29 protein-coding genes and 2 tRNA genes are annotated in these 26,257 nt (G+C 40.4%); 22 read left to right on the top strand and 9 right to left on the bottom strand.

The window, feature by feature from the left end; genetic code table 11:
- The first annotated feature begins 126 nt into the window (after window positions 1-126).
- The 8 genes from ACFQ1M_RS09985 to ACFQ1M_RS09950 all read left to right on the top strand — a co-directional run bounded on the left by ACFQ1M_RS09985 (window position 127) and on the right by ACFQ1M_RS09950 (window position 7,961).
- Window positions 127-588, top strand: a complete 462-nt coding sequence (locus ACFQ1M_RS09985) for a VOC family protein (RefSeq protein WP_386407713.1) — start codon at window positions 127-129, stop codon at window positions 586-588.
- A 415-nt stretch (window positions 589-1,003) separates the two neighbouring features.
- Window positions 1,004-1,507, top strand: a complete 504-nt coding sequence (locus ACFQ1M_RS09980; protein WP_386407710.1) for a hypothetical protein — start codon at window positions 1,004-1,006, stop codon at window positions 1,505-1,507.
- Between the two features lie 209 nt (window positions 1,508-1,716).
- On the top strand, window positions 1,717-2,235 hold the full coding sequence (locus ACFQ1M_RS09975; RefSeq protein WP_386407707.1) for a hypothetical protein: 519 nt from the start codon (window positions 1,717-1,719) through the stop codon (window positions 2,233-2,235).
- Window positions 2,236-2,300: 65 nt separating this feature from the next.
- Window positions 2,301-2,780 carry a GNAT family N-acetyltransferase gene (locus ACFQ1M_RS09970; protein WP_386407704.1) on the top strand — a complete coding sequence of 160 codons (480 nt, stop codon included), beginning with the start codon at window positions 2,301-2,303 and terminating at the stop codon, window positions 2,778-2,780.
- A 310-nt stretch (window positions 2,781-3,090) separates the two neighbouring features.
- Window positions 3,091-4,500, top strand: coding sequence for a S41 family peptidase (locus ACFQ1M_RS09965; protein ID WP_386407701.1), 1,410 nt, complete (start codon window positions 3,091-3,093; stop codon window positions 4,498-4,500).
- A gap of 229 nt (window positions 4,501-4,729) precedes the next feature.
- Window positions 4,730-6,196, top strand: a complete 1,467-nt coding sequence (locus tag ACFQ1M_RS09960; protein ID WP_386407698.1) for a T9SS type A sorting domain-containing protein — start codon at window positions 4,730-4,732, stop codon at window positions 6,194-6,196.
- A gap of 136 nt (window positions 6,197-6,332) precedes the next feature.
- Complete coding sequence (locus tag ACFQ1M_RS09955) at window positions 6,333-7,193, top strand: LytR/AlgR family response regulator transcription factor (protein ID WP_386407695.1); 861 nt, start codon at window positions 6,333-6,335, stop codon at window positions 7,191-7,193.
- Between the two features lie 114 nt (window positions 7,194-7,307).
- Window positions 7,308-7,961 carry a CPBP family intramembrane glutamic endopeptidase gene (locus ACFQ1M_RS09950; RefSeq protein WP_386407692.1) on the top strand — a complete coding sequence of 218 codons (654 nt, stop codon included), beginning with the start codon at window positions 7,308-7,310 and terminating at the stop codon, window positions 7,959-7,961.
- 232 nt (window positions 7,962-8,193) lie between these two features.
- Here ACFQ1M_RS09950 and ACFQ1M_RS09945 read toward each other — a convergent pair whose 3' ends face one another.
- Complete coding sequence (locus tag ACFQ1M_RS09945; protein WP_386407689.1) at window positions 8,194-8,619, bottom strand: Ohr family peroxiredoxin; 426 nt, start codon at window positions 8,617-8,619, stop codon at window positions 8,194-8,196.
- Between the two features lie 95 nt (window positions 8,620-8,714).
- Between ACFQ1M_RS09945 and meaB the strand changes: the two genes are divergently transcribed.
- Complete coding sequence (meaB, locus tag ACFQ1M_RS09940; protein WP_386407685.1) at window positions 8,715-9,797, top strand: methylmalonyl Co-A mutase-associated GTPase MeaB; 1,083 nt, start codon at window positions 8,715-8,717, stop codon at window positions 9,795-9,797.
- Window positions 9,798-9,990: 193 nt separating this feature from the next.
- Here the strand turns inward: meaB and ACFQ1M_RS09935 are convergent, their stop codons facing one another.
- From ACFQ1M_RS09935 to ACFQ1M_RS09925, 3 genes are read right to left on the bottom strand one after another with little or no spacing between them, the layout of a single operon-like run.
- The gene (locus tag ACFQ1M_RS09935; RefSeq protein WP_386407682.1) at window positions 9,991-10,569 is read right to left on the bottom strand and encodes a phosphatase PAP2 family protein; all 579 of its coding nucleotides are present in this window, start codon (window positions 10,567-10,569) and stop codon (window positions 9,991-9,993) included.
- The gene (locus ACFQ1M_RS09930; protein WP_386407679.1) at window positions 10,569-10,799 is read right to left on the bottom strand and encodes a hypothetical protein; all 231 of its coding nucleotides are present in this window, start codon (window positions 10,797-10,799) and stop codon (window positions 10,569-10,571) included. The genes ACFQ1M_RS09935 and ACFQ1M_RS09930 overlap by 1 nt, the downstream gene beginning before the upstream one ends.
- Window positions 10,800-10,821: 22 nt before the next feature.
- A complete protein-coding gene (locus tag ACFQ1M_RS09925; RefSeq protein ID WP_386407749.1) occupies window positions 10,822-12,207 on the bottom strand; it encodes an MATE family efflux transporter in 1,386 nt (461 codons plus the stop codon).
- A 150-nt stretch (window positions 12,208-12,357) separates the two neighbouring features.
- Between ACFQ1M_RS09925 and ACFQ1M_RS09920 the strand changes: the two genes are divergently transcribed.
- The 6 genes from ACFQ1M_RS09920 to ACFQ1M_RS09895 all read left to right on the top strand — a co-directional run bounded on the left by ACFQ1M_RS09920 (window position 12,358) and on the right by ACFQ1M_RS09895 (window position 17,724).
- Window positions 12,358-13,158: an alpha/beta fold hydrolase gene (locus ACFQ1M_RS09920; protein ID WP_386407676.1), complete on the top strand. Its 801-nt coding sequence runs from the start codon at window positions 12,358-12,360 to the stop codon at window positions 13,156-13,158.
- Window positions 13,159-13,295: 137 nt separating this feature from the next.
- A complete protein-coding gene (locus ACFQ1M_RS09915) occupies window positions 13,296-13,655 on the top strand; it encodes a BlaI/MecI/CopY family transcriptional regulator (RefSeq protein WP_386407673.1) in 360 nt (119 codons plus the stop codon).
- A complete protein-coding gene (locus ACFQ1M_RS09910) occupies window positions 13,655-15,946 on the top strand; it encodes a peptidoglycan DD-metalloendopeptidase family protein (protein WP_386407670.1) in 2,292 nt (763 codons plus the stop codon). The genes ACFQ1M_RS09915 and ACFQ1M_RS09910 overlap by 1 nt, the downstream gene beginning before the upstream one ends.
- Window positions 15,947-16,031: 85 nt before the next feature.
- Complete coding sequence (locus tag ACFQ1M_RS09905) at window positions 16,032-16,184, top strand: SsrA-binding protein (protein ID WP_386407667.1); 153 nt, start codon at window positions 16,032-16,034, stop codon at window positions 16,182-16,184.
- Window positions 16,185-16,321: 137 nt separating this feature from the next.
- Window positions 16,322-16,395, top strand: a tRNA-Arg gene (locus tag ACFQ1M_RS09900).
- 147 nt (window positions 16,396-16,542) lie between these two features.
- Window positions 16,543-17,724, top strand: a complete 1,182-nt coding sequence (locus ACFQ1M_RS09895) for a tyrosine-type recombinase/integrase (protein WP_386407664.1) — start codon at window positions 16,543-16,545, stop codon at window positions 17,722-17,724.
- Window positions 17,725-17,968: 244 nt separating this feature from the next.
- On the opposite strand, the gene ACFQ1M_RS09890 is transcribed toward ACFQ1M_RS09895, so the two are convergent.
- The 3 genes from ACFQ1M_RS09890 to ACFQ1M_RS09880 are packed head-to-tail and all read right to left on the bottom strand — an operon-like array spanning window position 17,969 to window position 19,755.
- Window positions 17,969-18,706, bottom strand: a complete 738-nt coding sequence (locus ACFQ1M_RS09890; RefSeq protein ID WP_386407661.1) for a hypothetical protein — start codon at window positions 18,704-18,706, stop codon at window positions 17,969-17,971.
- Window positions 18,706-19,461 (bottom strand): SOS response-associated peptidase, encoded by a 756-nt coding sequence (locus ACFQ1M_RS09885; protein WP_386407658.1) that lies wholly within the window; start codon window positions 19,459-19,461, stop codon window positions 18,706-18,708. The genes ACFQ1M_RS09890 and ACFQ1M_RS09885 overlap by 1 nt, the downstream gene beginning before the upstream one ends.
- An 18-nt stretch (window positions 19,462-19,479) precedes the next feature.
- Window positions 19,480-19,755, bottom strand: coding sequence for a hypothetical protein (locus ACFQ1M_RS09880; protein WP_386407655.1), 276 nt, complete (start codon window positions 19,753-19,755; stop codon window positions 19,480-19,482).
- Window positions 19,756-19,923: 168 nt separating this feature from the next.
- Here ACFQ1M_RS09880 and ACFQ1M_RS09875 point away from each other — a divergent pair, with 168 nt between their 5' ends.
- From ACFQ1M_RS09875 to ACFQ1M_RS09865, 3 genes are all read left to right on the top strand, one after another.
- Entirely contained in the window at window positions 19,924-20,451 is a 528-nt protein-coding gene (locus ACFQ1M_RS09875) for a hypothetical protein (RefSeq protein WP_386407652.1), read from the top strand.
- Window positions 20,452-20,823: 372 nt separating this feature from the next.
- Window positions 20,824-21,333, top strand: coding sequence for a hypothetical protein (locus tag ACFQ1M_RS09870; protein ID WP_386407649.1), 510 nt, complete (start codon window positions 20,824-20,826; stop codon window positions 21,331-21,333).
- Complete coding sequence (locus ACFQ1M_RS09865) at window positions 21,330-21,596, top strand: hypothetical protein (RefSeq protein ID WP_386407646.1); 267 nt, start codon at window positions 21,330-21,332, stop codon at window positions 21,594-21,596. Before ACFQ1M_RS09870 ends, ACFQ1M_RS09865 begins: the two co-directional genes overlap by 4 nt.
- Here the strand turns inward: ACFQ1M_RS09865 and ACFQ1M_RS09860 are convergent.
- Window positions 21,593-22,066 carry a helix-turn-helix domain-containing protein gene (locus tag ACFQ1M_RS09860; RefSeq protein ID WP_386407643.1) on the bottom strand — a complete coding sequence of 158 codons (474 nt, stop codon included), beginning with the start codon at window positions 22,064-22,066 and terminating at the stop codon, window positions 21,593-21,595. The two genes, ACFQ1M_RS09865 and ACFQ1M_RS09860, sit on opposite strands and share 4 nt — an antisense overlap.
- A 522-nt stretch (window positions 22,067-22,588) precedes the next feature.
- Between ACFQ1M_RS09860 and ACFQ1M_RS09855 the strand changes: the two genes are divergently transcribed.
- Both ACFQ1M_RS09855 and ACFQ1M_RS09850 read left to right on the top strand, forming a co-directional pair.
- Window positions 22,589-22,664 (top strand) — tRNA-Met (locus ACFQ1M_RS09855).
- Window positions 22,665-22,684: 20 nt separating this feature from the next.
- On the top strand, window positions 22,685-23,113 hold the full coding sequence (locus ACFQ1M_RS09850) for a hypothetical protein (RefSeq protein ID WP_386407641.1): 429 nt from the start codon (window positions 22,685-22,687) through the stop codon (window positions 23,111-23,113).
- Between the two features lie 692 nt (window positions 23,114-23,805).
- Here the strand turns inward: ACFQ1M_RS09850 and ACFQ1M_RS09845 are convergent.
- Window positions 23,806-24,120 carry a hypothetical protein gene (locus ACFQ1M_RS09845; protein ID WP_386407638.1) on the bottom strand — a complete coding sequence of 105 codons (315 nt, stop codon included), beginning with the start codon at window positions 24,118-24,120 and terminating at the stop codon, window positions 23,806-23,808.
- On the opposite strand from ACFQ1M_RS09845, the gene ACFQ1M_RS09840 reads away from it, so the two are divergent.
- Both ACFQ1M_RS09840 and ACFQ1M_RS09835 read left to right on the top strand, forming a co-directional pair.
- Window positions 24,106-25,032: a hypothetical protein gene (locus ACFQ1M_RS09840; RefSeq protein ID WP_386407635.1), complete on the top strand. Its 927-nt coding sequence runs from the start codon at window positions 24,106-24,108 to the stop codon at window positions 25,030-25,032. The genes ACFQ1M_RS09845 and ACFQ1M_RS09840 overlap by 15 nt on opposite strands.
- Window positions 25,033-25,381: 349 nt before the next feature.
- Window positions 25,382-25,576 carry a hypothetical protein gene (locus tag ACFQ1M_RS09835; RefSeq protein WP_386407632.1) on the top strand — a complete coding sequence of 65 codons (195 nt, stop codon included), beginning with the start codon at window positions 25,382-25,384 and terminating at the stop codon, window positions 25,574-25,576.
- Window positions 25,577-26,257 lie beyond the last annotated feature (681 nt).

Raw genomic sequence — 26,257 nt, 5'->3', positions numbered from 1 at the left:
TTTTGGTGCTTAAACAAAAGACAAATAATAAAATTAAGGTCAGTGATAAACCGAAAAATTAGTGCTTAAAAATCCGCTACTTTTCATATACAAGACCGTATGGCATTTGAAAAAACGAAATAGATCATGATAAAAGGACTTTATGAAACACATTTGTACGTTGAGAATTTGGAAAACTCAATCGAATTTTATTCTAAAGTTCTTGGGCTAAAACAGTGTCGCTTTGAAGCGCAACGGAGGACCGCCTTCTTCTGGATAGGAAAAGATAAACAAGCAATGCTCGGATTATGGGAAAAACCGAAAGAAGAAATTGATTTACGACATTTCGCTTTCGAATGTGACCCTGAATGGATAATAAATGAATCGGTTGACTTTTTAAAATCTCACAACTTAAACTATTGGAATTTTCTGCAAGACAATAATGAAAAGCCAATGGTTTTCTGTTGGATGCCAGCTGTATCCATATATTTCAGCGACCCAGACGGACATTATCTTGAATTCATCGGTATTTTACCTGGAAAGACAAAAGGGAATGACGAAAAGCAAGTCGTTACCTATGAACAATGGCTTAAAATAAAAGATGAATAAAAACGCCATACAACACCGGTAACCGTTGCACAAGCCTCTAATTTTGGAGATATTGATTGAAAATGCGCCCGTTCAAGGGCGTTCTCTATGCCATCAGACTATATGACAGCTCATTTTTGCATGGCTTAAAATGAAGTTGACGACCTTCGATATGGTAGTTTTTCCTAACTTGTGCAACAGGTACAACGTATATAATTCATGGCGTAGTTGGTTAAGCGAATTCAGATTCCTACACAAAATTAACTACCTTTCCATCTGAAAAATATGTCGAGGCGCCTCCGAACGCATGGCTGAATCGCACGCGTTGCTTTGCAACGCTTCCCACATTTGCTCCGCAAATTGTCTCATGCCGATTCAGCCGCCCAAAGGCCGCCACAAACCATAGCCAAAACCGTTCTGCAACATATAAAACTGAATGAGAATATTAATTTGCTTCATAATAACTCTGACGATCAATCAGTCTTTTTCTCAAAAAACATTGAATTATTTAGAAATTCGAACAGAATTAGAAAATTCTTCTAGATCTTTAAATACGATAATTCTTTTGCCGAATTCTGATTTTTATGTCGGAACAACCATGGAGGCAAGAGTAGAAAATCCTGAACTAAATCCATGCATTGAAATCCAATCTGACAACCAAAAGAATGCAGGTGTTATCAGAATTTTAGCTGAATACAGTCTATTAGACAAGTTATTTGTGGAAATTAATGACGAATATGTCGATTTAAGTTCGGAAGAAGTTTTCAAACCAAAAGAGACTGAATTGTATTTAGAACTGTTTTTTAAAACTAGAGATTTTGGATTTATAAGTTGTTTTGTTCCTGTTTTAAAGAAAAGTAGGGCAAAGAAATTGATCAATGATTTATCCAACATATTTGAAAGTAAACATTGCTTCAATAAACTTAAACGGAAAATATAAAAACGCCGCACAATACTATATATATGATCATAGCTACTTAGTAATAGATCTAATGGTTATTGTATATTTTGTAAGACACAATGCTTGAAAAAAGGAAAAGTTAGCAATCGATGCGCAGACCTGCCTGCCGGCGAGGCAGGAAAACCCAAAAGCAGGGTAACATTTTGCCTTGCTACGACACGTTTATCAAACATTAGCTACAAGTAGAGATGAATATAGATGAACTCGCAAAAAAGGAGTTGGAACTCCACTGCAAAGTTGAACAACTTAATGGAACCATTGAAGAAAAGGCTGACCAAGTCGTCTATTTTGGAATTACAAGAGAGTACCGATCAATTCATCAGGAATATTCTCGATTATCTAAAAACAACCTCGAAGCGCTTAAGAGAGGATTATTTATCATTTGGTATGCATCAAGTGAACCGACTTGGTTAACAGGAATTGGCGAACTTGATTCTGATGCTGAAGAGAGAATAATTAAGACTCTTGACAGAAGACTGAAACAAGGTATCACTGATTATGAATTAAATTGGATGCTCGATTATTTTTCCACTTGGGACTACGTATTTGAGCGATTCAAGGGCTTTAATAATTTCCAAAATAGACTAAAATGTGAATCGAAAACTGCATTGCCAGATAAGATTGATAGAAAAGAAATGGAGAAAAGAGGACAGATGGGACACTATTGGAATTCTCTGACTATATTTAATAAAGAAACCAGTAGCTAACAATTTATAAATGGCATTAAAATGACCTTTTATGCTAAACGCTGGCATTAATTAAAAAAACTGAATTGAAAATTATAGAAACACATAGAGGTGATTATACCATTTCAACTGACAAGGATAAATTAGATATTTTGAGTATTCACAAATTCCTTTCAAACGAAACTGATTGGGCTTACGGAATTCCAATCAATACTTTGAAAACATCAATTGAAAACTCTTTGAATTTTGGACTTTATTACCAAAACAAGCAAATCGGTTTTGCTAGAATAATTTCAGACTATTCAACTATTGCATATTTAGGAGATGTCTATGTTTTAAAGGAATATAGAGGAAAGGGATTGAGTAAATGGCTTATGAATGAAATAATGGGCCACCCAAATCTTAAAGGATTAAGACGCTGGATTTTATTAACTAATACAGCTGAATGGCTTTATAAAAAGTTTGGGTTTACGGAAATACCTAATCCCGAATTTTATATGGAGAAACATAACCCAAATGTATATAACGAAATAGAAAACACATTGCAGAACAAAGAACTAAGCTAAAAAACAACTGCTTGTGCTCGCCTACTCCTGCATCCCGATAGCTATTGGGATGCGGGTCTTTAGTTTCAACGCTACTTGTAAAGTCAAGTGCTTATTTATATTTACTAAGACCACCCATTTTTAATTTACGACTTCGCACCTTATTTTCTATTTTGGTCGTCATCGTCCTGCGGTGGGCTTTTAAAACGAAAAGACCTAAAAACAAAATTTAAAATTCGTCTCTGTGTTGATCCAAAAAGTTAGTACCTTTTTACGCGCTAAGTTTCAACCCCGAGACCGTCAGCCATAAATATAAAAACATTGCGCGCGAATGAATAAATTACTTCTTTCACTACTTCTTTTTCTACCATTAAACACTATTCTAGGGCAAAAGAAAATTGATAAAGAATTATTGATAAAAGACCTGGATGTTCTAAAAGCTAACCTCGAAGCATATCATACAGGGCTATATACATATACTACAAAGGCGGCATTTGAGCAATGGTATTCGGAAACCAAGGTGAATCTGAGCGATGCCTCATCCTTGGAATTTTATAAAAAGCTCAGTGAGCTTAATACCTTTATAAAAAATGGCCACACCTGGTTTCACATAAATCCAGAACAGATAGGCACAGATGGCCTAATGCCTTCTTTCAAAATTTATAAGGATAACGAGAAGTTCTATATAAAAGAGGCTACAAACCAAGAAATCATCGGAAAAGAAATAGTGTCCATTGATGAAGTAGCCATTGGTGAAGTTTTTGATCAGCTGTTGAGATATAAAGAAAGGGATGGTAATAATCGGACGCAACCGACCGAAGAATTGATCTATAATTTTGGCAGAACATATGCCCTGCATTATGGAAGCCGACCCCAAACGCAGCTCGTAATTTTAGAGGGTACGACACGAAAAGAAATCACGCTGAAGAACATCCCCTTTGGGAAATTCAGTCATAAAACAGATGAACTCTTCGACCACGGAGGCTTAGAATTTTCAATTGAGAATTCTATAGCTACATTAAAGGTAGAAACATTCAATTTATATCCCCTAAAAAAAGCCAAATACTCATCAAAGCTTAAAAGGTTATTCAAAGAGATCAAGAAACAAAATATCAACCACCTGATCATTGATATCAGGAATAATGGAGGCGGCCATACAGCATCCGTTGAAGAGCTTATTTCCTATATCTACGGAGAAGAGTTTATATTTTATGATGATGTTTATAGATCACACAAAGACTGGGACCCTTCGATAATTCCCGAAATAAGTCAATATCAGAAGAACATATCAAGTTGGGCGTTCAAGAAAGGTGATGATGGATATTATCGGGCAATAACTGGTTCCGATGGTATGAAAAGAAAGAAGCCCAAAAAGAATTATTTTCAAGGCGAATTATATATTTTAACTAATGGAAGTACGTTATCGGCAGCAGCTGAGTTTTCCTCATTTGTCAAACAATACAGAAAAGCCACTTTTATAGGCGATGAAACTGGAGGGAACAAAGTGCAGAACACAAGTGGAGATTGGTTGGTCATAGGTCTGCCCAATTCCAAGGTATATGCTTTTATACCCTACGCACTTTGGAAAATGAATGTAAGATTTAAAAATGATGGACACGGCATCAAACCCGATCACTTTGTGCAAAATTCAATTGAACAAGAACTAAACAATGAAGACAGGGTCGTAACCTTCACTTATGAAATGATAAAAAGATCTATGGCGAACAATGGCTACAAGTGACCAGCCCGATAGCGTCGTTCTGGCAGGTTGCTTGCCTGCCTGTCGGCAAACAGGTCCTCGCCTATCCTTCGACTGCGCTCAGGACAGGTTTCTAAAAATTGCTGGTGCCAGTTCGATTCGCTCGCGTCTCGCAGATACTCCGCCTATTCACTTAGCATTTTATAGGAAGACGAACCGAAGCGCAATATGAGATCCTTGAATATCATTTAAAAACAAACAAATGAAAATCATGAAGTTATATATATCGATAGTTGCCCTGATGATCATAACCCATTTATCATTTTCTCAGGTCGGCACTTTAGACACTGCTTTCGATATCGGAAGTGGAGCTAGTTCGAATGTGGAATCGATCGCCATCCAACCCGATGGCAAAATTATCATTGCCGGGAGTTTCACTTCCTATAATGGCACTAGCATAAATAGATTGGCACGTCTTCATCCAGATGGAAGTTTGGACAACAGCTTCAATATAGGATCTGGGCCTTCGGGAATTGTATATAAAGTAAAAGTACTTCCTAATGGGAAAATTTTTATTGCAGGTTCCATTTCTAGATACAATGATCAAGATTGTGATTTTATTGTAAAACTAAACAGCGATGGCTCAAGAGACACTTCATTTACTGTAGTTCATAACTCTAATCAGAGTAGCCCTGCGTATGATTTTCATGTATTACCAGATGGAAAAGTTTTGTTGGCGGGGATTTTGAATGATTTCGCAGAAAGTGGTACAAGAACCTTGGTACGTTTAAATGCTGACGGCAGCCATGACACCACGTTCAATTTGGGAGGCGCTGGATTTGAAGCAAACATTGCTGGCGTAACTCCTTATATTAAAACGATAGACGTCCAATCGGATGGTAAAATTCTGGTTGGTGGCTTTTTTTTCAGGTACAACGGAGTTAATTCTCGATACATCGCTCGTATAGATCAAGATGGAAGTTTAGATACGACCTTTCAAAATGGTAATACGACATTCTCTGGGCCGAGCAACGAAATTACTGCGATAACCGTACTCGATAATGATAAAATATTAGTAGGGGGTGAAAATAGTAGCTATAATGGAGATAGTGTAAAGAATTTGATGCGGCTAAATGCAGATGGCACGCTCGACAACGCTTTTAGTGTATTAGATGCCTATAACAATTATGCCGTAGGAATTAGCTCGCCAAGTCAAATAGCCGTTGCCAGTAATGGTAATATTGTGGTGGTCGGTTCTCGAACCTCTATTAACGGTAATCCTGCAAAAAGCATTGTTCTATACGACGCAAACGGATCATTGAACACCGACTTCAACGCCGGAATGGGCTTAGGCCCAAATTCAAAACTAGAAACGTGCGCTATTCAAGAGGATGGTAAAATTCTTATCGGAGGAATTTTTCAATTCAACATGTACGATACGACACCCACAAATAGACTTGCGAGAATAAATACCGGAGGCATATTGGGAGTACATGAACTGGATCTAACAACAGATACTTCGATCATATACCCGAATCCTTCCGATCATACTTTGTTTATTTCCTCTAAGAATAGCTTTATCAAGTACTCCATTTATTCTCAAATAGGACAAAAAATAGAATCCAATCGATTCATGAGTTCTATGAAGATTCCTATAGACCATTTGAATACAGGAATTTACTATTTAGAGTTAATTGGAAGTGATCGTAGTGGATTTACGAAGTTCATAAAAAAATAGAACCTCAAATACAATGTGTTGCAAAGTATAAGATGAATTGCTGGCACAAGCCTGCTTATGAAAGTCGAGACGCCAGCTCGGCACGCTTGTCGAAGGCAAGTCGCAACTACTTATAGCCCGAACGCTAAACATAAGCTTGAAAAAACAAAACGACAGATTGAAATTTTCAATGAGATCAACAATTAGCTCTTTTAAAGAATATATCAGCTTTTCAAATTTTTGGTTTAGAAACGGCTTCATAATCATAATTCTTTCTATTTTATCCAATCATCTTTTTGAGCCAAAAAACTTCCCGTTCAATAAAGATTACAAATTTCCTTTATTGCCAATTGTAGTTTCGATCATTTCAGGATTTGTAGTAATTCTTATAGCTCGTTTTAATTTCAAATATTTTAAAAAGAGATACTTTACCAAAGCTATCAATGTAGAAACACTATTGCGTTTTCTGTTGTCGACGTTAGGTTATATCACGGTACTTTACCTTTTCTTATATTTTGGTTTAAACGGTTTGATCAATGGACCTGAAGTATACAGTATTTATCATCTGCTAAAGGGGCTTTCAGTGACCTTACTAATTTGTGCGCTCACCATTGCTCTTTTATTTTCAATTGATATTTATAAACTTCACAAACTTAGTTCAAAAGAAGGCACACTTAAGGTGCAACAAGGCGGTAAAATAACTCTAGTAAAGTATGCTGAGATTGCCTTTATATATAGTGAAAACAAAATAGTATATATCGTAAAAACTGATGGTACTACAATTAGTACAGATTTTACTTTAAATGAAGTTGAAAGTAAGATCAGCGAGCTAAATTTTTACAGAGCCAATAGACAAACTATACTTCATCCTCGTTCCATTGAACAAGTGCGGTCTATAGAAAATGGAAAACTATCCGTAGTACTTAAACCAATGATCTCTAGCGAAAAACCTTTTCAAATAAATATTAGTCGGTATAAGAAACAAGAATTTATGCACTGGCTTAAGAACAAGCTATAAAAACAATGATTATTCAGCCATTATTTTGCTACCATTCAGTAAAAATCAGCCGTAAACCCCTGCATATCTAGCGTTATCGTTTTTACTTCGCTTTAAACTAAAAACGATAAAAAAATGAACAAAACCCTTTTAACTACGAAATTAATACCAGCAATTGCTATTATTTCTTGCTGTATCCTCTACTTAACAGATTATTATCAAGTAATCTTAGGTCCTTTAGTGGTGTTAGTGGCAAGCGCTATAGAGTATAAAAAAGATTGTTTCAGATCTTTAGGCTTTCAACGTAAAAGATTGAAAGCAAAAAGCCTACTGATCTTAGCACCAATTTTTGGCACAGCGCTCTTTTTGTTTTATTTCTATATAATGATTCCGATCATTACGAATCTTACGGGACAACCCATGGACTTTTCTGTATTTGAACCTTACAAAGGGAACCTGCCTGCAATTTTAGGTCTATTAGTTTTTGTTTGGGTATCGGCCGCTTTTGGAGAAGAAATTGTCTTCAGAGGATATTTGATGAGGCAGTTTACCAAGTTTTTTGGCTCTAGCAAAATAAGTCTTGTTATTAACATTCTACTATTCGGTCTCATTTTTGGGTTCAGTCACGCCTATCAAGGTGTAAGTGGACAAATAATAACAGGCATTCTCGGTGTGCTCTACGCGATCATCTTTCATCTTCGTAAGAATGATTTGTGGTTCAATATTTTTGCTCACGGATTTTTTGATACTGCAGCCCTTGTATTTATCTATTACGGAGTGGAACTCTAAGAGTCTAAAATGCATAAAGCCCGTTTACAATAAAACACCAAGTAAGAAAACAAGCGCTCGCAAGTTAGTTTAGAAACAAAGTGCTAGCCATGAGGCAACACCTGCGACCCATTTGAAGACCTTCATCTAAGATCCAATCTTAAACGCCGAATGAAAAAATAGTGACACACTAAAAACTGTTAACAAATCTTTACAGCCCTGTCAGATTATAAAAACCTGACAGGGCTACTTTTTAGGCATCCACCAACAAATTCAGGGTCACATCGATATTGTCTCTGGTCGCGCGGCTGTAAGGACAGATCTCATGAGCATCATTGATCAGATTTTCACCAGCCTCCTTATCTAAGGTTGGCAGATAGCAATCCAAAGTAGCCTCGATGATCACCCCATCCTCATCGATCACAAAACCAATGGTGGCGGTGACGCTAAAATCGCCTAGATCGCCCAAGTCTTGCTCTTTGGCAACATGCTCCAGTGCACCACCAAAGCAGGTCGAATAGGCCGCAGCAAACAATTCCTCTGGGTTGGTGTGGGTATCGCTTTTGTCTTTATTGCTTTTGGGCATCTTACAGTCCAGATCGATCAATCCCGATTCGCTGGTCACATGTCCGTTTCTTCCTCCTTTATTCGTTGCAGAACTTTCAAATACAGTTGTCATAGCTTTCTTCTTTAATTTTCACTATGAAGATAAACAAGAAAATTGAATGCCGCTCAAAAGGAATCTTTAAATTTGTGTGAAGACACCTATAACTTTTGAATAAAAAAACTACACATACCTCAGCACTCTCCGAAAAGGATGGCATCCCGTCCCCAGAGATCACCAGCGCTGATGCCATCGCTAAAATCCAGCAGAAACGAAAAAAGCAACCTACTGTTTCAGCATTGGTAAAGGGAATCCTTGCGAATGACAAAACAGCGCTGAGTCGCGCCATCACCTTGGTAGAGAGCACCAATTCCAAACATACCGAAAAGGCAAATACCATCATCAACCAATGTTTACCGCATGCCAATAAGTCGGTACGAATCGGCATCACCGGAGTTCCAGGTGTTGGAAAAAGTACTTTTATCGAGACGTTCGGATCCTTTTTGACCACCAAAGGAAAAAAGGTAGCGGTCTTGGCTGTGGATCCCAGCAGTTCGTTGACGAAGGGAAGCATCTTAGGCGATAAGACCCGGATGGAAGCCTTGGTGAAAGATGAGAATGCCTTTATACGGCCATCGCCTTCGGGAGAATCCTTAGGTGGGGTCGCTCGTAAAACTCGAGAAAGCATCATTCTCTGTGAGGCGGCCGGATTTGATACGATCTTAATAGAGACGGTGGGCGTGGGACAATCCGAGACCGCCGTACATAGTATGGTAGATTTCTTCCTATTGTTGAAGTTGGCCGGCGCTGGAGACCAGTTGCAAGGAATCAAGAGGGGTATCATCGAAATGGCCGATGCCATCGTGATCAACAAGGCAGATGGAGATAATCTAAAGGCTGCCAAGATCGCGCGTACCGAATTCAAAAGGGCACTTCACCTCTACCCGACCAAGGAATCGGGTTGGCAGCCCGAAGTCACCACCTGCTCGGCGATCAACAATGAAGGCATTCCGGAAATTTGGGAAATGATCTCGAATTATATGGAAATCACTTCCGATAATGGTCATTTTCAGAAGAAAAGAAAGGAACAGAACAAATTTTGGTTATTACAGACCATCGATGAACGTTTGAAAGCCGATTTCTACCAAGACAAAAAAATAAAGAAGGAATTGGAAGCACAACTACAACTCATCGAAAAGGACAAGACCACGCCTTTTGCTGCGGCGCAGTATCTGTTAGCGCTAAAATCGTAATGTCATTTCGAGTGAACTTTGTGATTGAAAAGAACATAATTAGTATCGAGAAGTACTCTTTAGAAATGGACTTTTTTGCCGGCGACCAGTTCTCGATATGATCCCGAGGACTCGGGATCACTCCCCTCCCGCCCGCCTGAATGACATTGTCGGGCAGGTACCGAACGACACGTTCGGGCGGGGAACGGTCAATTTAGGATGAAAACCAATCTGCTTTTCTTTCAATAACGCTTTTCAACTTGAAGAATCCCCAACCCAAAAGCATTCCGAAGCTCATACCGGTTACGATGTCCAATGGAAAATGGACCCCGATATAGATTCGGCTGTAGGCCACGGTCAAGGCCCAAAAGAGTAAAAAAAGTGGAAACCATTGCATCTTTTCCTTCAACAACAATGCAAAAAAGGTGGCAGCGGCGAAAGCGTTGGCTGCATGCGCAGAGAAATATCCGAATTTTCCTCCGCAGTACGACTTTACCAAACGCATTTGGTGAAGAATTTCATCATCATGGCAGGGACGCAGCCGCTCAAAACTGCCTTTGAATAGATTGGCCAATTGGTCTGTTGCAGTGATCATCAACGCCACACTCAACATGATCAGCAAGGTCATCTTCCAACCAAAATAACGAAAGGATAAGATCAACAAAAGCAGGTACAAAGGGATCGAGCCCCATTTGTTGGTGATAAACATCCAAAAGCCATCCCAGGATTCGCTTCCCAATCCATTGAGGAACAGAAATAGCTCTTTATCATATTTTATGAGTTCTTCAAACATTATCCGTCTTCGTACCTGGCCATTTCACGATCATAGAACTCGGTTGCGGCACTCACCATATTCTCGGTCTCTGCAGCCAATTCCTTTTCATCTTCTCGATCAAATTCTTCAAACCATTCGATCTCATCATTTTTAAGGTTGATGATAAATCTAGGAAATTCAGTGTGTATGATAAAGATATCATCGGGATGATCGGTGTTATCGCCTAATAAGAATTTTGGTACTTCCATCTAACAGTATTGAAATGTTTAGTTATTGAACTTGAACCTTTGAGGCAATCAGTTTTTTGGTCAAAATATCGAATCGAATATACAACATTATGGCCGAAGCGGTGAGTCCTGCCAAGAGTCCGACCCAAATTCCAGTGCTCTTCCATTCGGTAAAAAGGCCCAGATACAAACTCAGTGGAAAGCCGATGAGCCAATAGGCCACGAAGCAGATCCATGTAGGGATCTTCACATCTTGTAATCCACGAAGCGCGCCCAAGACCACCACTTGTATTCCATCGGATATCTGAAACAAGGCAGCGACGATCAATAACTTGGCCGCGATGCCGATCACTTCGGTATTATCTGCAAAATTCTTGGCGTCATCGAGATCTACATAGATCTTTGGCAACTGCTGGTTGAACACCATAAAAAAGATCGCGAAGACCACTTCGATCAGAATGGCCAAAAAGAAGACCGAAAAGGCGATACGCCTTAATTCCTTAAAATTCCTCAGCCCTTTCTGATTTCCAACACGGACCATGGCAGCGACACTTAAGCCTGTTGCCACCATGAAGGTCATGGAAGCTAGATTCAGTGCGATCTGGTTCGCCGCCTGAGGATTCTTGCCCAAGATGCCAGATAACCAGATCGCCGCGGTGAAAATGGCTACCTCAAAGAACATCTGCAATGCCGAAGGAAAACCTAGATTGATGATCTTCTTTAGGATGTTGCTCTTAATGATGCGAAAATTCAACTGCTTCACAAAGGGATGAAATTTCTTTTTACGCTGAAATATAAGCCATAGAAAAATGAGCATGATCACTCTTGAGGCCAAGGTTCCCAAAGCAGCCCCTACGATGCCCAGCTGTGGAAAGCCAAACTTTCCGAAGATCAACAAATAATTGAGTGTTACATTCACCACATTGGCCAACAGCGTGGCGTACATGGGATACTTGGTTTCCGAAAGTCCATCGGCAAACTGCTTCAATGCTTGAAACATGATCAGTGGTACCATAGAAAGCGCCACCAGATCCAAATAGGGCTTCGCAAAGGCTACCACCTCTTCGGGCTGGTCCATAAAGTACATTAAGGGCTTCGCAAAATAGACCAATGCGAAGAGTAAAACTCCCAGTACGGTACACAAGAATAAGCCATGTTTAAAGGCCTGCTTTCCTTTTTCGGTATGTCCTTCCCCATCGGCTTCGGCAACCAAGGGTGTGATGGCGGTAGAAAAACCGATACCGATACTCATCGCGATAAAAAGGAAGCTGTTGCCGAGAGACACTGCTGCCAATTCTGCTGTTCCAAGTTGCCCTACCATGATATTGTCAAAGAATTGCACCAGTGTATGACCAATCATTCCGGCCATTACTGGAAAGGCCAGTTTTAGATTATACTTGAATTCTTTGGTGTAATCGGAAAGTGACAACATGGATCGGTCAATTCAGTTGGCAAAGATAGGATATTGAATGATGAATGTTCAAATATGAATTATGAATGTTCTATAAGACGTAAGATGGGTAGAACAGGTGCGCTGCTCCTTTGGAATTTAATATATTTGAAGACAAACCAACCCAGTATGCCAACCATTACGATTAACGACTGTCAGTACTATTACGAAATTCAGGGTCGCGGTGAGGAAACCATTATGCTTTCTCATGGCCTTCTTTGGAGCGGAAAGATGTTTCACAAACAGGTAGAACACTTCAAAGTGAATTATAGAGTGATCACCTATGATCATCGTGGACAAGGAAGGACCGAGGTTACAAAAAATGGCTATGATATGGATCAACTCTATGAGGATACCGTGATGCTGATAGAGAGGTTGAACGTTGGACCTGTACATTTCGGAGGACTATCGATGGGTGGATTTGTTGCGATGCGCCTAGCGGCCAGACGACCCGACCTAGTGAAATCCTTGATCCTTATGGAAACCTCGGCCCAACCAGAACCCTTTACCTTTAAGTACAACTTGCTGAAAACGATGGTGAAGTTCTTCGGAGTGAAAAGTGTGGAAAAACCAGTAATGAAGATCATGTTTGGGGAAACCTTCTTAAATGACCCCGATAGAGACGATGAAATGAGCGAATGGGCCACAGCGCTTACCAATAACAAAAAAAGCATTACCAAAGCAGTCACGGGTGTCATCGAACGCAAAGGTGTGGAATCCGAACTCGGCAATATCTCCTGCCCTACTTTGATCCTTGTAGGGAATGAAGACAAGGCCACAGTACCGGCAAAGGCAGAGTTTATCCACCAAAACATTATGGGTGCTACACTTGTCTATATAGAAAATGCAGGCCATACCGCATGTATCGAAGAACCTGAACAGTACAATGCTGCCATTGCCAACTTTTTAGAAGGGGTCACTCGACCTTAAAAGACACTTTGTAGCATGAAATGCCTTTAACCACAACGAAAAACTAAAAATTTCGTTAAATAACTATTTTTATAGTTGTATAACTATTTTTTTCGTTGTATGTTTGACCCATCGAATATGATCGCTAGTCTATCTCTATGGAAAAACTCACCAATAAAGAAGAAGAGGTAATGAACATCCTCTGGAAATTGGAAAAAGCATTTGTAAAGGAAGTGCTATCAGAGTATGAAGGTGAAAAACCACACTACAACACCCTTTCCACCATTGTCAGGAATCTTGAAGATAAGGGTTTTGTGGGACACGAAGCTTTTGGAAAAACGCATCGCTATTATCCCAAGGTCACTCGTGAAGAATACAGAAAGCCTTTTATGAGCAAAGCGATAGACACCTATTTCAATAGCAATTACAAGAATGTCGTATCCTTCTTTGCCAAAGAAGAAAAGATAAGTGTGGACGAACTCAAGGAAATTATCAAACTAATCGAAAACAGAGACTAATGGAGGCATTTTTTATTTATTTGCTAAAAACTGTAGGTGTCTTGGCCATCTTTTATTTCTCCTATCAGTTGTTCTTGAGAAAAGAGACCTTCTTTACTCAAAACCGGCATTTTCTGATTATTGGGCTGGCCTCCTCATTAGTGCTACCATTAATTGTTTTCACCCAATATGTTTACATTGAGAGTGAACCTATCGTTCCATTCGCAACTGCACATGATGAAATCATCGAAGCAACTGCGAGTGGCGAGCAAACGTTAGAAACAAGTACATCAATTAGTTGGTGGACCGTATTGTTCTCTATTTATCTCTCGGGGGTCTTTATTGTTTTTTTCCGCATGCTTTTTCAATTCGCAGCATTATGGAAACTATTAAGAAAACAGCGAGCATTCACAAAAGAAGGATTCATCTTTGTAGAGATCAAAGAACAACTATCTCCCTTCTCCTTTTTCAATCGTATCATATACAATCCTGCCTCCTACAGCGAGGAGGAACTTCGTGCCATCATTGCTCACGAAAAGATACATTGCAAGCAATGGCATAGCATTGATATGATCTTGTCGGAGCTGTTTTTAGCATTTCAGTGGTTCAATCCACTTGCCTGGTTATATAAGAAAAGTATTCAACAGAATTTAGAGTTCATCGCCGATAGCGAGGCTGCCTCATCAATGGCCTCACTAAAGAGCTATCAGCATACCATGTTAAAGGTGTCACTGAATAATTACTGTACGGTGGTCACCAACAATTTTTTCAATTCATTAATCAAAAAACGAATCGTTATGATCAATCAACAAGCGTCTAAAAGACAACATCAATGGAAATTTGCGATCGTGCTACCCTTACTGGCATTTTTCTTGGCAAGTTTCAACACTAGAGAGGTTACAAAATTCATAGCACCGACACTAGACCCTATTACGGCTCCCGTCGTTAATACGGCAGCAACGCCCGACCCTATTTTTATTAGTCCCATAAAAGCATCGGAGATCAAAAGAGTGTCAGCCGGCTACGGAAAGATGAAGAGTCCTTTTACCAAGAAGATAGAATTACATCGAGGTATCGACCTTGTTGCGAGCAAAGGTATTCCTGTAATGGCAAGTGCCAATGGTTCAGTATCTATTGCAACCCATGAGAAACAAAACGGGAATTTTGTGGTGATCACCCACCAGAATGGTTTTAGTACCAAATACCTTCATCTCGAGGATTATACGGTTAGCCCTGGTCAAAAAATCGATGCAGGAACCGTTATAGGTCATGTAGGAACATCGGGGATGTCTACAGGGCCCCATCTTCATTTTGAGATCCTGAAGGAAAACAGTGCCATCGACCCTTCTGGCTACATCCACTTCAAAACTAAAAATTCTAAGAAGAACTATAAGAATGGTGGACAGTCCACATCATCAGAGGTCAAAAAACTAAAGACCGACTTCAAGGGTATCAGCAAGCATTTGGACCCAGTTCTTGTGGCAAATAAAATTATTAAAATTACGATAACGAAGAAAACGACCAAACCAGAATTAGAAAGAATAAAAAAGGAATTGAAGGAAAAGGGAGTGATGTTCAAGTATAGTAAACTTCGCTACGACAAGAACGATGAGATCAACAGGATTACTGTAGAAACGAAATATAAAAGTGATGGCAGTAGCTCTAACGCTATAGTTTCTGTTGATGATGATGCTCCGATTGACCCCATCTATATCACTTTCGATGCAGAGGCGCAAAAAGTAAATATCAGTAGCGGCAAATCACACAAGCATAAAGAGCATCAACATAAGAAGCATAAGAAAAAAATCCATATCGATGTTGACGATGATGTTAAAAAAATAAAGGTCATTAGCGAGAATGGTGAAGAGAAGGTTTACATGAACGGTAAAGAAGTGGACGAGGATGCGCTAGAAGACATGGACATCAAAGTGATCCGAAAAAAAGGAGGCGATGGAAAGATTGAGGTCATCAAAGTTATAAAGGATGAAATTAACGATGTCATCATCGAGGAAGAGGAGGAGAATGAAGAGGAAGAAGAAAATGAGGAAGATGACGAAAAAATAATCATTAAAAGAAGTGGAACTTGGCTCTTCAAAACAAATGGATTAAACAATAAGAATGACAACATCTTTGTTCAAATTGATGGCGAGCCATCTTCCTTAGAAAAACTTCGCAAACTAGACCCTGAGACCATTGATGAGTTAAATATCTACAAAGGCGAAAAGGCAGTAACGCTATTTGGAGAAAAAGCTGAAGATGGCGCTCTCATTGTGACTACCAAGAAAGAAAGCTTGTTAAAGAAGAAAAGTTAAGCCTCATATTTAACTTAGTCCGAAGAACTCGCCTTGTTTGGCGAGTTTTTTTATTCGATTATCTTTGTTTGAACAATCTAGCAAAATGAAAAAATCGTGGTTCACATTTTTGGCTAAGCTGAACAAGCTCTTGCTACCATCATTTACCAAAAGAAGATTGGACTTGAGTAAAGCAAAGAAATGGCAATTGGCCATTGTCGGTTGGCGCTATTATGTTACCACCAATGCCTTGGACTGAGGTAAGCAGATAAAAATTACATTTTTTGGCGCGAGCGCTTTGCTCTTATTTTAAAAACAAATATATTTGCACCCGCCTACGCAAAAACGCGAAGGCATTTCGCTTCGGCGGGCTCGCCCGCAGAAGATTATTGAATCGGCCTCGTGGCGCAACTGAATAGCGCATCTGATTACGGCTCAGAAGGTTGCAGGTTTGAATCCTGCCGAGGTCACTAGAGTAAAAACCCCTGTAAATAAAGGATTTACAGGGGTTTTTTGTTGCATAGAACCAAATATTTTGATCGTAAAAATTGATGATTATCGTTAAATATTGCTTACTTTACGTTAAGTTTTGTACGATAATTGTACGATAATTTACGATGAAAGCCAGCATCAAGCTCTACAAATCCGATGGTGAAATCGATGGCCGCTACCCCATCAAGTTGGTGGTGACCCACAAGGGAAAGACGAAACGTGAGACCATCGGCAAATCCAATGAAAAGGATTGGGACCAGCTCAAATCGATTCCACTTCCCTCCCACTTTGATTACGAATATCTGTACGTTAAGATCATGGACCTGAAAACTCGTGCCGGCATGCAAAGCTTTATAGAGTTGGATGATGTACATATCGGCATCAAAAAATTACTCAATAAAAGGGCACCAGGAGGCAGTAATATGTTCAAGGTTGCTGAAGACCTCGTACGTAGACTGGAAGATCAGAACAGAGATTCGTACGCCTTCTGGATCTCCAACTGCATGATACAGTGGAGAAACTTTTCCGAGGACATCGATGCTGCGCATGTAACCCCTCAATTCCTAGCAAAGTTTTCCCAGGCCAGAAAGGCCATGGGGAACAAGAACAAGACGATCAGAAACTACATCGCTGCGCTGAGCGTAATATATTCTCATGCGATGATAATGAACGCCGATCTGGCGGACAACAAACCTTTTCATGGAGCCTTTAAGAACCTTCCCATACCGAGAAGACGAGTGCGGAACCTGTATCTATCAAAAGAGGGTATCCGGAAGTTGGAAGAAGCTAAGCTGCCCTATCATGTGATGCAGCGTTATGTTGACCTATTGTTGCTTCAGTTCTATTTGGGTGGCCAGAATCTCAAAGACATCTATCATCTAAAATCGTCACAATATGTGAATGGCCGCATGTATCTTCGGCGAAGTAAGCTCGGAGCTCGTGCATATGACTTTGATGTATTGGTCTGTGATAAGGCCAAGGTTTTGATCGATAAATATAGGGAACCAGGAGAATATCTTTTTCCCTGGCGAAAGGACGATCTTGGATACCGGACCTTTAGACGCAGCATGAACCGATCGATCGAGCTCGCACAGAAAAGGCTTGGTATCGAGGTGGAGCCAAAAGGTGGAGTATTGACGGTAAATGTGATGCGACACACCTTTGCGACATTGGCAAAATTTGAGCGTATCGATGTTGATATTATCCGCGAGCTGATGGGGCATGAAAGGAGTGATATTGACACAGTGTACAAAGATAAGTTTAGCGAAAAGGAAAGGGATGAATCGCTAATTAAAGTAATCACATAATCAAGAAGTCATTAATCATTTATCAAATCTCTTATAATACAAGCCGACTCATAATCTTCGGATTCGACTATCATTTTTAGGAGAACTTGCAAGTCGTTTTTGTCCGTAGGTAACAGATGAAAAATAAGAATCAACTCAGTACAATAAAAATAATAGTAATTTATTGTAAGACAATGAAGTTTCATCAAGAGATTACAGACATTTTAAAATCCATTGTTGATGTCTAATAATAATAAAATTCATGTTATAAAGCCCAAACTGCATAGGCTCCTTGAAGAATTACGATACCCAAACAAATAAGTCCTAAAAAGTATAAGATAAAAATGGCAATCTTTATTCGGTTAAAATGAAAATTTGCATACTTGTGCAATTCCCAAAAAACCAACTTAACATCCTGTTCCGTATAAGATTCTGTTCTACTCATTAGCCATTGAATTTGATTGAATATCACGATCTTTGGTTGTTCTATAAACGGTAACTTATGAAATGTTTCTAAAAATGGATGGTTTTTAATAAATGAAAGCGCAAGTCGGGAGTTAAATTCTTCTATGTGCTGGTGATAATCTTTTAGCCCTTTTCGCTCAAAATAAAATTTATAATCTATACCAACATTTTCCCCATAACTTTCTAAATGGGAGGCATCTTTGCCGCTGTCACGAAAATCAGAAAAGGATACATTTTCTTTAATAATTTGTGGGCAAAATAAATTGAACAAAATAGAACCTGCAGTGAATAACAAGGCGCAAAGAAAAAAGAGTTTCCAGCTAAACGGAAGTTCAATTACTAGAACAAATAAGTAGTCATTTAAGGCGATTTTCAATGGTGATTCTATTTGAGATAAAAATTTCGCAATAGCTGGAACCAAAAAAAGATAAATGTATGTTCGATTAATTATTTTGTTTTTCCCTAAAAAAGCTAATGTGGACCACGGTAAAGAAGTTGAATATTGTGCAGTCAAAATCTCATTGATATCTTTACTCATCAAAAAAGTCCTTTTGAAAGTTCCGGATACTCTAACCTTTCCACGCTCTTGGCAGTGTTGGAATGAACCCTGCTATTCGTGACATTCTTGGTCACGGTGTACGCCTCCAGCTCCTGGTTGGTATCAGTAAATAATACCTCCCTGATTTGCTGATCGCTCAATGAGCTTTCCAGGTATCTTTGCCAATTGTCGGGATGTAGCATCACCGGTTGTCGCTTCTTGCTGTTGTGAATCTCTTCCATCAAAGGATTGGCCGGTGCCGTTAGGATCTTGCAGGTGAAGAACCCGGTATCGTACTCATTGTAAATACCCGCCAGTGCCAAATAAGGAAAATCCTTAGGGCCAATATGGTAAGGATATTTGTTCTTCCCGACATGCCGCGACTCATAGAACCCCGTGACGGGGATGATACATCTTCGGTGACGGATGGCCTCCGCAGTGACGTAGTAATCGAATACACGCTCCGCTTGTCCGTTCAGCGAGTAGCCTCCTTTCTTTCTCCAGTATCCCTCGATATCTTCCACTTCTTCGATACGATGATCATAATAGGCGTCATTCGCAGCTTGCATCTCTACGAACCCCCATCGCATTGGTTCAATTAAACTGGCATCTTCTTGGATGATTCCATACAGATAACCGTGTTCAAATCCGCTCATATGGAAAAATGGCTGATAGACTCCTGGATCTTCAAAGCGCGCATCGAAAGCGTCCTCCATCTCTCGGGCACTCCTCTTGTTAGATACGTGGTAACACATTGCTCAATTCAGTTAGGTTTATTTATGAGACAAGTTAACCATTTCTTTCAAAAGTGAGTCCGGGTCCTGGTTCTGGGTTAGATCTGTTAACTGGCGTTGAGCTTTAAATAAATCCATATTCAGCCGATCATGGTATTCTGTGTTCTTATATCGCTCCTTTACGGTGGCCATGGCTTCGATCTTTCCTTCCAAGTAGACAATGTTCATAAATCGTCTGAACTGAAACGGAGAAACCCGATTCCCTCCCCCAAGGTCGATGAACTCTCCGAAAATATTAGTGTATTTGCGTCTCATGCTACAAATCTAAATGTCATTGACCGAAAGAGTCCTTGATCCTCACCAAAGTTTCGGTAGTTGCATTAGAAGGGTTATGATGCTTACCAATGGATAGATACTTGTAGTTAATGCGGTGGCTGCATGTCTTTCACAAAAAACGAATTTTAGTGTACTTTTATACTAATTATGAAGAAAAAATTATACTTCGAACCTAAACGTAAAACACATCTAAATGAGTATGTGGTAATTAAGCTAGGTAAAATAAGGTCTGTTCACTATTTGGATATACCAGACGAAAGAACGAATGCGATTCTGAAATCAATAAAAATGAAACCTAAAAAACCCGAATATAAAGTATTCAAGGAATTTAATTTTAAACCTGATCTTATCAAGATTGATAGCTATACAAGAAAGACCAAAAACCTCGAATATACTCATGAGATAAAACTACCCAACCTAAATATTTATGAAGAATCGACAATTAAAGTGCATCCTGAATCAACACAATTCAGAATGCCTGAAGAAATGCTATTAAAAATGTTTTTCAAGGAGCATAGATTGTTTATCAAGCTAAATCTTTTTGAAAGAATGAGCTTTAATTATCATTCTTTTTCTTGGTCTTCACTTGACACCAACCAGAAGATTAAAATCGTAACATGGATACTGGGAATTACAATAACTATTGCTTTCAGTATTTTGAAATTAATGTCTTAGTGATAAATTATTGCCGCGACTGTAATGCCACTACCTAGTCAAATTACTCGCTCAGAACAAGGTCATTTAGCGTCGTTCTTAGGCCAACTTACTTCAAAAATAATAGGGTCAAAACCTTAGAAGAATTATGGTTTTTCCATAATGCATTTTGATCATTATTGACTAACTTCAAAGGCCCCAACCATTTTTCCCAAGCAAGATCAAATAATTGATAAATAGATAGTTACAATACATAGATTGTAGGGTTTATGAAGTAAATTAGAGGTGTAAAAACCTTAAAATTATCTCAAATGAAGACGAAAACAATCCTAATCGCTTTCGTAGCTGTTGTCTCTCTTATCGCACTTCAATCATGCACAGAAACCAATGAAGATGATCAAGAAATTTTTGAGCTATACAATGTCGATAGAACAAAGGTCGAAAGACCCGGTGAGCAGGGAGGCGACTAGCGCCTTTGCCTCCCTAATAATTGCCTTGTCCGGTGCGATTCTGTTCCTGGACAAGGTCTTTTATTTCGAGTTCGACAACAATTTCGGATTCAAGGACACCCAAACCTTCATTTGGGTCTTTACACAGAGTGTATCTCCGATGCTTTTGACGCTCGGGGCGTTGTTGAGGGCACACAAGCTCTCATACTGCATCCCTGTCTATTTCTACGCCATACAGATGATATGGGTCTTTGACCCTACCATAAAGTTGGACGATGCCCTACTACATGTCTATGCAATTGGCTGTGTCTTTATATTCTTCTGCCTCATGATATTCATCCAATTTGCTTTTCGCCTTGCGTTCAAAAGGCGCAATAGCCAGATAGCGTTTTTGGAAGAGTTCGGTGATCTGGCCATAAAGGCCGGTATTAACAAAAAAGAAGCCAAACAATGAACTTCGATCAGCTATTGGAAAAGGTCCGTAACCTGAAGGACAAGTTCGATAGCGGTCAACTTTCCGACAGTCAGACTATGCGGCAATTAGAGGCGTTGCAGCACGCCTATTTGGAGAACGAGGACGAGAATAGTGATATAGGTGAAAGAGAGTTGCTCAAGCGCCTAAGGCGCAAGATACGTAAGCAAAATGAAGTGGTGAAAAAACTTGAGATTGATAATTTCGTCCTAAAATTGAACTTGGACATAGATTTCAGTGGCTAATTGCTTTCCTCCTTTTTGTTTTTATGTTCTAGTAGGCGTTCGCGCTCCTTTTTCAGCTCCTGGATCCTCCATTCGTTTATCTCCGATTCTACGAACAGCTTATAGACAGGATCCTCTTTGAATCGGTCCAGGTTCTTCACTATAAAGTTCATTATCTGCGAGGTGGAATAGGAATCAAGGCCAGGTACCTTAACGGCCGTGGCCATTGACTTCTCTGCATTCTGTTGTTCAGACAGGTCTACCTCAATTATATAAGGTTCTCTCCTTAAGTCCTTCAACAAAAGATCATTGGGGGAAATTCCGAAGCGCTCACAAAACGCCAATATATATTCAATAGGGGGTTTTGGATTGCCCTTTTCGTATTTTCCTACTTGACTTTGTGAAGTATTCAAATCCTTTGCTAATTCAGTCTGTGTGACTCCTATGCGCTTTCTAACATAAGATAGATTTATCAAAAGGTAATCTTTCATAAATAAAAAATATATAAGGACAAAGCCGCGTATTTACCAGAATATGAGATAAAATATTCTTATTAAGATTTATTTAGTTCGTTTTAATTTTTTTTATTATGATTTCAACTATATATTTGTACTTGTCGATTTAGTGAGAAACAATGTACGGCATTGTTCCAAACCAGAACAATTGAACCATAAAAAAAATTAGGTTTTGCATTTTTTCTGGTAAACCGAGGCAACGTTTAAATCGACAATTTAAAGCGCGTTGCCTTTTTTTTTGAAACGTTCTTTAACAGTTGCAGCAATGTTGCTTTCGTTCCATCATTGAAACGGGCACGGAGCAAAAATGTTGCACCACCGCACCTCACCGATAAAATGGTGCATCCTTTTAGACCACAACGCCATTGCCAGGCCATTACAAAAAAACGGTAGGAAGCGACCAAGCTCCCTACCTTCCTTTTAAAACCACAATTATCATGCAGAAAGCATAATAACTGAAGTATGACAAAAATAGCCAAAAATACCATCATTTCAAATCGCGAGGTAGCGCAGTTGGCAGCTTGTTGGGCCCATTGCCCAAAGGTCGTGGGTTCAAGTCCCGTCCTCGCCACCAACCGGTCAAGTACATAGCTGATGGGAGCCATCACCGCAAATACCGTGCATGAGATCTACTCACTTCTGGACAAGGACCAGAAGGCGGTATTTGCACAGATGGTGCAAGCAACATCCACAAGCAACCACCATGCAACGACCAATGGTGTCGGTCACCGAACGAACTTCCGAAACTTCACACCACCACCAACGACCCTAGATCACTTTCATAATGAACATGTGCGTCTGGAGCGCCTACAAAAGGGACTGTTGAGAAAGAAGGCATTGACGGTAAGTGAGATCGTGAAGGGGCAACTATGGGGCAATATACAGCGGGTTCAGGTCAACAACATCATAAAGCAAAAAGTGGACGATATGCAGAAGATCATGGTCTCAGGCAAATACAAGATCATGCGGGGAGAAGTGAGACGCATCGCCATCGAAAGAGGCGAGCTATGGACATACCATTGACAAGAACGCACCAAGATGATCGATGACAGCAGTTATTGATTGATAGCATGATCGCAAGGGGACGCAACGTCCCCGGCGGTCATCAAAGAAGTAAAACGAGAGGCCAGGTGAATGCCGCGAAGGCAGTTTGGTTGGTTATTTGGCCTGGTCTCTCAAAAATATCCTTTTAGACCACAGCTCATGCACAACAAAGCACAACCATCCAAGACCGATGTTCCCTTTTCATACGATCAAACGTTGAACAAAACCACTAGCTCATGAATCCACAGGAAAACTACATCGTGAACCCGATCCCCAGTACGATGCAATCTAGCAACGGACCCACAACGGTCTCCAAACGTGGCCCGGATGTCGTTAGTCTGCCAAGCATACCTCGTAGGGAACGGTCCCTCACCCTTCAGAACTATAGGGTGTTCGCAGATGCCTACAATGCCGAGCGGCACAAAAAGAACGCCAAGGTGGCGGAATACAACGAAAAGGTGACCACGTACATCGTCGAGAATGAATTGGAGCACTTGGCCGCCCAGGCACTAGAGAGGTTGAGAAAGGACCTTGGCAAGGACAAGATCTCGCTGCTGGAATACAATCAGATCGTGGAGCAACGGAACGGCAACGGTCCGCATCCGTTGTTGCGCAAGAGAAGGTATCAAAAGCTAACGGACGGCCACAAGGCAGCCTTCAACGCCTTGATCCTAATATACCACGAGCAACTCACTAGAAAGAACTGCAAGTTGTTGAGCCATGGCCAACCCACCATTAGACCCGTGCAAGAGATCAGCTTCAACACAAGGTACCAAGCATCCAGGCGTCTCAACAATGCCAGACTGTTCATCGTCTGCCCCAGGACCGTCAGCAGCTACATCTATAGACTGGCCGAGACCGGGGCGATCGTCAACTATCAGAATCATGGAAGTAGGAGCCCATTGACATTCCAAATCAACCCCATGCTCCTGGTCATCAACGACACCAAGGATCTCTCCTCTATTAATATCATGCAAAGTTTGCATGATAAAGATAGTGTACAAGTACCTTTTAAAGGTAATAATGAAATAAAAGGCAATGTTGATAACCATTGCCTTGATAAGGAGTCGCCCTTGGCTCCAATTCTCTCGGTCGCCGTTGGCAACATTTACAAGAACACCAAGAAGATCGAGGATCCAAAAAAGGCAAACCAGGGGGCGGCGCCGAGATCCGGCCACAGAATGAGGCTGTCCGAGAATCTGCGTGCCAGGATCGTTGACCGAAACGAGCTGGTGTCAGAACTATTCGAGGGAAGGCACGACAACCACCTTCGTGATCTCAGCCAGGCGATGTTGAGGACAGAGGTCAACATCGGCGTACTGAGCAAGGAGATGTTCAAGGTGCTGCTGGTGCAGGAGGTACTGAGGATCTGTGCATCGCTATTCGCCGGACGTACCATCTACACCGGTTGCTGGTTCAATACCTACGACATCCTCATGGACGATTATTTCAGGACGAACAATGGCAGCATCCCCAACAAGCAGGACCTTCTAAGGGAGTTCATCAACATTGCATACAGACTCAGTAGGGCCAAGAAAACGATACGGAACGGCGATTTCGTCCTCAGGTCCAACCCCCAAACGTACTTCAACAAGCACAATACTGCACATAATGCCTTTGCCCATACCAAACAATGGCTAAGGCAATTACAACAGAATGACAAGCGAAAGGCCGAGCGGAAGAAGAGACAGGACCACAACGCCCAATTCCATAATAGACGGATCAAGGAACAGAACCAGGTATTTGCCAAGATCGTGCAATATATGAAGGGAACGATCAGTTTTGACCAGCTCTTCAATTTCATAGACAAGAAGAAGCTGTTGTCCGAGGCATTCAAGGGTCAGATCGGGAACTATATAACCGAGGCGGCGGCGCGATATTCCTCCGAAGCAATTTAAACAGATATCAACTGCTCAAGATGAATAAAAAGATAACATTGAAGTTCAACACGAAGCTGGCTGCAAAGAAATGTATGGAGAATAACCGTCGAATATAGAACTCTACTATTCTTCTTTGTTGAATAATTTTTTCAATGCCGAAAGTGAGTTTAAAATTAAGAACACAGAAATACAGAGCAAAACACCATTAATAACGAATCCGGAGACTGAATCAAAATCAGAGGATTTATAGCTGAATATCTGATAGGCCCAATATACAATAATCAAAAGTAAAATTAGTATGAGGGTGAATTTCTTTAGCATATAACGAATATAAGAATAATAGCATTAACCAATAACCGTAGAAATAATGAAACCCGAAGAAGCAATTGGTCACATCGAATCACTTTATCCAGCGGATAGCGAATATGAAGATACTGCGGAGATCGGTATACGACTTTTAACCAAGGCAAAACGAGAAACTATGGCAAGTTGGCGAGATCTGCCAACAAACACATTGATCAGGTATGCCCAACTCTGCATTCAAAAGGAAGATCAACATTAACGTGACTGTTCGATCTCAGAAAATATAGCAAGTGAGGAAGTAAGCAACTACTTAAACGGTACACTTTGAAAGTTTCTTTTTAGAAGCATGCCGGGTTGCTTGATCGGATGGCTGCCACCGAGTTAATAACAGCCAAGACTTTGGCCGGGCGTTGAAAGGAACCCCACCTGGTCATACGAGTAAGGGTTATAGCTAAACAATGAAGTGGAAGCCCTGGAAGCGCTCTTGCACAGGCCTCGAGCAGTGTTCATTTCGCGGTAGGATCGTTACCTGCTACTCGACCAATTTGATCAACAATTACAATGACAATATGAGATGTAAATGCCCAAAGACCTTCAGGAAAGGGAGCTTCTGTTTGAACTGCAGCAGGATCAGGATCGCCTTCAACCTCAGGTCGGAGTACAAGGGAGTGGTGGTCCACGGGGTCATCCCGTACAATACCGTCTACAGTTTTCTCAAGAACGACCGGAATCCTAAGTTCTTTGACGATGAAAGCTACATAGCCCATTTCGAGCGACAAGGCTGGTACATCGAGAAGGCCAGAATGTGCAACTGTGTGGACTTCTATGACAACCAGTCTGGGCAGCTCATAAGGCGAATACACAAGAATTGAACTAACATAAAATCAAGCTATATGATGATCTTCACAGACACAGAACGAATGGCGAGTGCCCACGTAGA

The sequence above is a fragment of the Sungkyunkwania multivorans genome, from assembly GCF_042675645.1.
In the GTDB taxonomy this organism is placed as follows: Bacteria; Bacteroidota; Bacteroidia; order Flavobacteriales; family Flavobacteriaceae; genus Sungkyunkwania; species Sungkyunkwania multivorans.
The sequence above is the reverse complement of the archived record's forward strand: the minus strand, read 5'-3'. Positions and strand labels throughout refer to the sequence as shown.